Origin of the sequence: Streptomyces albidus (ex Kaewkla and Franco 2022) (genome assembly GCF_013870515.1) — a bacterium.
Classification (GTDB): Bacteria; Actinomycetota; Actinomycetes; order Streptomycetales; family Streptomycetaceae; genus Streptomyces; species Streptomyces albidus.
The window spans coordinates 1-7801 of the sequence record NZ_JACBXA010000260.1; the positions used below are offsets into that span (position 1 = coordinate 1).

The 7801-nt window shown below is 69.5% G+C and carries 7 protein-coding genes; 5 read left to right on the top strand and 2 right to left on the bottom strand.

The window, feature by feature from the left end; translation table 11 throughout:
- Window positions 1-889 (bottom strand): MFS transporter (locus H5J26_RS25860; RefSeq protein WP_210771776.1); only part of this gene is annotated, 889 nt, incomplete at its 3' end.
- Between the two features lie 189 nt (window positions 890-1078).
- Here H5J26_RS25860 and H5J26_RS25865 point away from each other — a divergent pair.
- Window positions 1079-1843 carry an IclR family transcriptional regulator gene (locus tag H5J26_RS25865; protein ID WP_181768381.1) on the top strand — a complete coding sequence of 255 codons (765 nt, stop codon included), beginning with the start codon at window positions 1079-1081 and terminating at the stop codon, window positions 1841-1843.
- 59 nt (window positions 1844-1902) lie between these two features.
- On the opposite strand, the gene H5J26_RS25870 is transcribed toward H5J26_RS25865, so the two are convergent.
- The gene (locus H5J26_RS25870) at window positions 1903-2469 is read right to left on the bottom strand and encodes an antibiotic biosynthesis monooxygenase (protein ID WP_181768382.1); all 567 of its coding nucleotides are present in this window, start codon (window positions 2467-2469) and stop codon (window positions 1903-1905) included.
- Window positions 2470-2552: 83 nt separating this feature from the next.
- Between H5J26_RS25870 and H5J26_RS25875 the strand changes: the two genes are divergently transcribed.
- The 4 genes from H5J26_RS25875 to efeO all read left to right on the top strand — a co-directional run bounded on the left by H5J26_RS25875 (window position 2553) and on the right by efeO (window position 7756).
- A complete protein-coding gene (locus tag H5J26_RS25875; RefSeq protein WP_181768383.1) occupies window positions 2553-3077 on the top strand; it encodes a (2Fe-2S)-binding protein in 525 nt (174 codons plus the stop codon).
- A gap of 16 nt (window positions 3078-3093) precedes the next feature.
- A complete protein-coding gene (locus H5J26_RS25880; protein ID WP_181768384.1) occupies window positions 3094-4089 on the top strand; it encodes an FAD binding domain-containing protein in 996 nt (331 codons plus the stop codon).
- Complete coding sequence (locus H5J26_RS25885) at window positions 4086-6311, top strand: xanthine dehydrogenase family protein molybdopterin-binding subunit (RefSeq protein WP_181768385.1); 2226 nt, start codon at window positions 4086-4088, stop codon at window positions 6309-6311. Before H5J26_RS25880 ends, H5J26_RS25885 begins: the two co-directional genes overlap by 4 nt.
- 302 nt (window positions 6312-6613) lie before the next feature.
- A complete protein-coding gene (gene efeO, locus H5J26_RS25890; RefSeq protein WP_181768386.1) occupies window positions 6614-7756 on the top strand; it encodes an iron uptake system protein EfeO in 1143 nt (380 codons plus the stop codon).
- Window positions 7757-7801: the final 45 nt, after the last annotated feature.

Genomic DNA, 7801 nt, shown 5'->3' on the forward strand with positions numbered 1-7801 from the left:
TACGGTCGCTGACCCGGCCGGCCACGACCGAGCCGACGATCGCGCAGACCCACGGGACGGCGGTCACCAGGCTGACCTCGAGCCCGACGTCCGTGCCGAGCAGGGCGCCGACCTGGGTGGGGAGGAAGAAGGTGACGCCGTAGACGGAGACCTGGATGACGAAGTAGATCAGCGACAGGTAGAGCACCCGGCCGCTGCGCAGGGCGCGCAGGACGCCGGTCTCCTCCTTGGCGGCGTTCTCGGCGCCGACGGCGGCCGTGAGCGCCGACTTCTCCTGCGGGGACAGCCAGCGGGCCGACTCCGGGCAGTCGGGCAGGACGCGCAGCGCGATCACACCCACGACGACGGTGGCCAGGCCCTGCACGAGGAAGAGCCACTGCCAGCCGTGCAGGCCGCTGATCCCGTCCATCTCCAGCAGCAGGCCGGACAGTGGGCTGCCGAAGATGAACGCGAGCGGGGCGCCGAAGTAGAACAGCGACATCACACGGGCACGGTGGCCGGCGGGCACCCACAGCGTCAGGAAGTAGATCACCCCGGGGAAGAAGCCGGCTTCGGCGACACCGAGGAGGAACCGCAGCACGTAGAAGACGTTCGCGCTGTGAGCCGTCATCAGGGCGGCCGAGATCACGCCCCACGTGATCATGATGCGGGCCATCCACACGCGGGCGCCGAAGCGGCGCAGCAGCAGGTTGCTCGGGACCTCCAGCAGCACGTAGCCGAGGAAGAAGATCCCGGCGCCGAACGCGTAGGCGGCGTCGCCGATCCGGGTGTCCGCCTGGAAGGACTCCTGGGCGAAGCCGATGTTGACCCGGTCCAGGAAGGCCAGCACGTACATCAGCAGCAGGAACGGAACCAGGCGGCGCATCGCCTTCCCCACCGCCGAGTTCACGGCTCCGTCATCGACCTGCCGCGGCCGCTGTGCCGGCGGCGCAGGCCGGGGATCCCGCTCGGGAGTGTCACTCATTGTGGCCCCACTCGACTTGAGAAGTTCTCTCACATGAACTAGCGTTCTCATCCAAGAACAGTTTCATGTGACGCGACAGCACCGCGTGCTGTCAAGGCCCGAGGGAGGGGCTCCATGGCGGAGCAGCAGACGAGCGCGGTGAAATCCGCAGACCGGGTGCTGGCGATCCTCGACCTCGTGGCGGACAGCGGCCCCGTGCGATTCACCGATGTGACAGCGGAGTTGGGGCTGCCCCGCTCCAGCGCTCACGGACTGCTGGCGACGCTGGCAGCGCGCGGCTATCTGGAGCTCGACGAGGAGACGAAGCGTTACGGCCTCGGACTGAGCGCCTGGCGGCTGAGCCAGGCGTACTCGGGCCACAGCGAACTGGAGCGCCACGCCCGCCCGCTCATGGAGGAGCTGGCCGCGGAGAGCGGCGAAACGGTGCAACTGGCCCGCCTCGAAGGCATCCACAACGTCTACATCGCGATCGCCCACTCGCCGCGCCCGATGAAGCTGGTCTCGCACGTCGGCTCCCGGCTGCACGCGCACGCCACCGGCGTGGGCAAGATGCTGCTGGCCGGCCTCTCCCCTGACGAGGCGAGGCGAAGGCTGACCGCGCAGGAGCTGCCCCGCCTCACGGACCGCACCGTGACCGACGTGGACGAACTGATGGCCGTGCTCGCCTCGGTGCGCGAGGCCGGCCACGCCGAGGACCAGGAGGAGTACGTCGAGGGCTGCCGCTGCGTGGCGGTGCCCATCAGCGGACGCGACGGCACGGCCGTGGCGGCGATGTCGGTGTCCATGCCCGCCTTCCGCTGCGACGACGATCAGGCCCTCGCCCACCTCAAGCGCCTGCGGGCGACGGCGCAGCGGCTTCAGCGGCTGACGAGCAGCTGACCCCCGCCTGCCACATCGGCGGTTCCGCCCCGTGTGCAGCGGCGGTCTCCGCACGCGCCCTACCCCGGCGACTCCGGATACAGCCAGCCCCGGAGCACCCTGCTGAGTCCGGGCATGACGGCGTAGGTGAGCAGTGGTGCGAGGAAGACGGGGAAGACAGCGGTACGCGCGGCCAGCGGCCAGGAATGGAAGTACTCGGCGAAGACCCCGTCGAACAGCAGCGCGAACGGATAGACGCCGAGGATCGTGACCAGCGACATCTTCCAGCGCGCGGGCGGTTCGGCCACGAGCCGCGGCACGTTGAACCAGGTCTCCAGGCCGGTGGTGGTCAACTGCGGCTTGGTGCTGCGCCCCAGGCCCTTCACCCGCTCCTGCCAGAGGGCCCTTTCGGGCGAGGCCATCCAGCGTTCGAGGCTCGCGGTGTCGGCGAACCGGACGACGGCCTGGTAGTGCCGGTCTCCGTTCTGCGGCCGCAGCCAGGTCACCCCCCGCTGGCCCGCGAATGCGCCGGCCGCCCTCTCCAGGCCGTGCGCCCACTCCTCGAAGTCCGCCTCCCTGCCCGGGGCGACCTCCCAGGTGAAAACCACGGTCACGGCTTCGTCGGTCCGTGATGCGCCGTCACTCATCCCTGCCGCCGCCTTCTCCTCGAAGGATTGCCTGGTCGCATTTGTCCTAGTATGAGCGCAAAATAGCGATCTTCGGAGGTGTCATGTCTTCAAGCGGATCCACGCTCACCGAGCGCGGCCCGGCCCTGGAGGAGCGCGGCCCCGGGCCGGTGAACGTCACCCTCTCCGTCAACGGCGCCGAGCACTCGGTGCGGATCGAGCCGCGCGTGAGCCTGCTGGACGCGCTCCGCGAGCGTCTGGACCTGACCGGGGCGAAGAAGGGCTGCGACCAGGGCACGTGCGGTGCGTGCACCGTGTGGGTGGACGGGCGCCGCGTACTGGCGTGCCTGACGCTCGCGATGACCTGCGAGGAGCACGAGGTCACCACCGTCGAAGGGCTGGCCCGCGACGGTGAACTGCACTCGATGCAGCAGGCGTTCATCGAGGAGGACGCCTTCCAGTGCGGCTTCTGCACCCCCGGCCAGATCATGTCCGCGGTGGCTCTCCTCGGGGAGGGCCACGGTGACGACGACGACGGCATCAAGGAATGGATGAGCGGCAACCTCTGCCGCTGCGCCGCCTATCCGCACATCCGGGCCGCCTTCCGCGCCGTCCGCGACCGAGACTGAATCAGGGAGAATCTCCGTGCGGCCCATCAGCTACTCCCGCGCGACCGACGCCGCCGGTGCCATCGCCGTCGTCAGCGCCGACCCCACGACCGACTATCTGGCCGGGGGGACCACCGAGATCGACCTTCTCCGCCAGAACGTCCTCACACCCCGCCGCCTCGTCGACATCAACGAACTGCCGCTCGCCGGCATCGACGACGCCCCGGACGGCAGTCTGCGCATCGGGGCGCTGACCCGGATGAGCGAAGCCGCGGTCTCCCCGCTCGTCCGAGAACGCTTCCCCGTGATCGCCCAGGCACTCGAGATGGGAGCGTCCCCGCAGCTGCGGAACATGGCCTCCATCGGCGGGAACCTGCTCCAGCGGGTGCGCTGCTCCTACTACCGCGACGCCGTCTCCCCCTGCAACAAGCGGGAACCGGGCACCGGTTGCTCCGCGATCGACGGGTTCAGCCGGGGCCACGCGGTGCTCGGCACGAGCGAACACTGCATTGCGACGCACCCCTCCGACCTCGCCGTGGCCCTCGCAGCTCTCGACGCGCGCGTGCACACCCGCGGCCAGGACGGCGAGCAGGCCTACGGCATCGACGACTTCTTCCTCACCCCCGACCACACCCCGCACCGCGAACACCCCCTGCAGCACGGGGAGTTGATCACCACGATCGAGGTGCCGACGGCTCCGGTCGCCCGCAGGTCGATGTATCTGAAGGTCCGTGACAGGGAGAGCTACGAGTTCGCACTGGTCTCCGTCGCGGGCGCCCTCTCCCTGGTGGACGGCACCATCGCGGACGTACGCCTCGCACTGGGCGGGGTGGGCACCAAGCCGTGGCGGGCGCACCGCGCCGAAGGCGTCCTGCTCGGCGCTTCGGCCGACCGGGAGAGCTTCGCCTCGGCGGCCCGGACCGAGATGTCCGACGCCCGGCCCACCACCTTCAACGCCTTCAAGGTCGAGCTGGCCCAGCGGGCGATCGTACGTGTCCTGGAGACCCTCAAGGCGAACGGGAGCCCGGCATGACCACAGCGATCGGAGCGCCGCTCGACCGCGTCGACGGCCGCCCCAAAGTCACCGGCAAGGCCCGCTATTCGGCCGACGTCCCGATGCCGGACATGGCCTACGCCTGCCTCGTCAACTCCCGCATCGCCAACGGCCGCGTCACCGGAATCGACACCTCGGAGGCGGAGGAGGAGGCGGGCGTACTGGCCGTACTGACACACGAGAACCTGCCGAGGATCGCCTCACAGCCCCCGCTCGTGCCCTCGCTCGCCGGCGGTCCCGCACCCGGCGAGACCTTCTTCCCGATGCAGGACGAGGTCGTCCACTACGGCGGGCAGCACATCGCGATGGTGGTGGCGGACACCTACGAACGCGCCCAGCACGCCGCCGCGTTGGTGCGCGTCTCCTACGAGGAGTCGCCACCGGTCACCACCATCGAGCAGGGCCGCGACCAGGCGTACGAGCCCGACGCGATCTTCGCCGGGTTCATCCCCGGGCGCACCGAAAGAGGCGACGTCCGGACGGGGCTCTCGCAGGCCGACGTCCAGGTGGAGGCCACGTACACCTACGCGGGCAACAACCACAACCCGATCGAGACCTCGACGACGACGGCGCGCTGGGACGGCGACGAACTCGTACTCCACGACGCCACGCAGGGAGTCAACGCCACCCAGCTCACCGTCGCCGCGCTGCTCGGACTTCCGCTGTCGAAGGTCCGCGTCAAGAGCCAGTTCGTCGGGGGGAGTTTCGGCGGCAAGGCCATGATCTGGCACCATCCGGCGCTCGCCGCGCTCGCCGCCCGCAAGGTCGGCAGGCCGGTGAAACTGGCGCTGACCCGCGAGCAGATGTTCACCTCCTGCGGTCACCGTGAGGTGCAGGAGCAGAAGATCACCCTCGGCGCCAAGGACGACGGGCGGCTGACGGCTCTGCGCCATCACAAGCTCTCCCCCACCTCGCCGTTCGACAACTGGGCGGAGCCGTCGCTGAACGCGGCCGGTCAGATGTACGCCTGTCCCAACTACGAGGGCGTCTACCGGCTGTTCCGCGCCAACACCATGACGCCGACGTTCATGCGGGCCCCGGGCGACGCGACCGGCATGTTCTCGCTGGAATGCGCGATGGACGAACTCGCCGAGCGCCTCGGCCTCGACCCGCTCGAACTGCGGCTGCGCAACTTCGCCGACGTCGACCCGGCTTCCGGCAACCCCTGGTCCAGCAACGGCCTCTCGGAGTGCTACGAGCGCGGGGCCGCCCGCTTCGGCTGGCACGACCGCGACCCACGGCCCGGCGCGAGGCGCGAGGGCAACTGGCTCATCGGCACCGGCATGGCCGCCGCGTGCTATCCCGTCACGCCTCCCAACACACCTCAGCGTGCCCGCGCACGGCTCTACGCCGACGGCAGCGTCGTGGTCCAGGCCTCCACACCGGAGTTCGGCACGGGGGTGGCGACCGCGATGGCTCAGGTGGCCGCCGACGCGCTGGCCGTACCGGTGGACCGCTGCCGGCTGGAGAAGGGCGACACGGACTTCCCCCAGATCGCCGCCGCCGTGGCCTCGTCCGGCGCAGGCATGATCAGCGCCGCCGTCCATCTGGCCGCGACCGCCCTGCGCGACCAGCTCATCGCGCAGGCCGTCGCCGACAGCACCTCACCCCTGCACGGCGCGAACCCGGCGGACGTCGTCGTGCGGGACGGAGTCATGGCGGCGGGCTCCGCCTCCGAGTCGTACGCCGATCTGCTGCGGCGCAATCTCCAGCCGGACGCGGAGGCCATGGGCACGTGGAACCCCCCGCCTCCGGACACCCCTTACGGAATGGCCACCTTCGGCGCCCAGTTCGCGGAGGTCGCCGTCGACCCGGAGCTCGGGCTGATCCGCGTAAGGCGCATGACGGGAGCGTTCGCGCCCGGCCGCGTGCTCAACTCCAAGACCGTACGCAGCCAGCTCATGGGCGGCATGCTCTGGGGGCTCGGGCAGGCGCTGCTGGAGTCCAACCACATGCACCCGGCCACCGGGCGCTGGGTCAACTCGAGCCTCGGTGAATACCTGGTGGCGGTGAACGCCGACGCCCCGGACGTCGACATCGAGATCATCGAAGTCGAGGACGGGGTCGTCAATCCGCTCGGGGTGAAGGGCGTCGGGGAGATCGGGCAGGTAGGGGCGAACGCCGCCATCGCCAACGCCGTTCACCACGCCACCGGCCGCCGCGTCCGCAAGATGCCCATCACCATCGAGGACATCATCTGATCCGCCCGACCCTGCGACCGCGTACGCGCGGATGAGGCCGGCCCCCGCTCCCGGGGCCGGCCTCTCGTTCGTGCCGGGCGATGCCGGCCCACGGTCCGTCTCCTGCCCACCTGCCTCATCGGCGGGGATATCGCCCGACACGTCCCGGGCGGCACACACCGAAGGCCCCGTCATTTGCCCGCACTTGGTCATTTCATTGCCTGATCATGCCTGAAACGAGTCCATAGCTTAGGTAAGCCTTGGTTAAGTTGACCCGGCAGCTCGTCCGCCCACCGAACGTTCCGTCAGTCTCAGGAGTCTCTATGTCCGCCCCCGCCCGCAGAAGCAGAACTCTCATAGCCGGCGCAGCCGTTCCGCTCCTGGCGGCGGCATGCCTGACCGGTTGCGCTGAGAAGTCCAAGGGCGGCGCGGAGGGCGGGGTGAAGGTCTCCGCGGACGACAAGGCCTGCGAGGTGTCGGACAAGAAGTTCCCCGCGGGGCACGTGAAGCTGCAAGTGGAGAACAAGGGCTCCAAGGTCACCGAGGTCTACGTCTACGCACCCGGCGACCGCATCGTCACCGAACGGGAGAACATCGGCCCGGGCACCAAGGCCGACATCGTCACGGAGATCAAGGCCGGCACGTACGAGATCGCCTGCAAGCCCGGCATGAAGGGCGACGGCATCCGCCAGAAGGTCACCGTCAGCGGCAAGGGGGCCGCCGCCAAGCGTGACCCGAAGCTGGACGACGCAGTCGCCGCGTACCGCAAGTACGTTCAGAAGCAGGCGGACGAGACGCTGCCCGCGACGAAGAAGTTCACCGACGCGGTCAAGGACGGCGACGTCGACGAGGCGAAGAAGAACTACGCGATCTCCCGCATCGGCTGGGAGCGCACCGAGCCCGTGGCGGAGTCCTTCGGCGACATCGACCCGAAGGTCGACCTTCGCGTGGACGGCCTGGAGGACGGCCAGAAGTGGACCGGCTGGCACACGCTGGAGAAGTCCCTGTGGCAGGAGAAGAAGATCTCCGCGAAGGACAAGAAGCTCGCCGACCGCCTGATGACCGACCTGAAGGACTGGCAGAACCGCGTCGGCAAGGCCGACATCACCCCCACCAGCATGGCCAACGGCGCCAAGGAACTCCTCGACGAGGTGGCCACCGGCAAGGTCACGGGTGAGGAGGAGCGCTACAGCCACACCGACCTCGTCGACTTCGAGGCCAACGTTCAGGGCGCGTTGAAGGCGCACGAGCTGCTGAAGCCGGTGACGGCCAAGAAGGACCCGACGCTGACGAAGGAGCTGGACAAGCAGTTCGCCGCGATCGACAAGCTGCTGGACGAGCACCGGAAGGGCGACGGCTTCGTCTCCTACGACACCGTCGGCAAGGCCGAACGCAAGAAGCTCGCGGACGGCGTGAACGCCCTGGCCGAACCGCTCTCGCGGCTCGCAGCCGCCGTCGCCTCCTGAGGCGCGGAAGATGACTGACGAGCAGACCCCGGAGCAGCCGGCCGA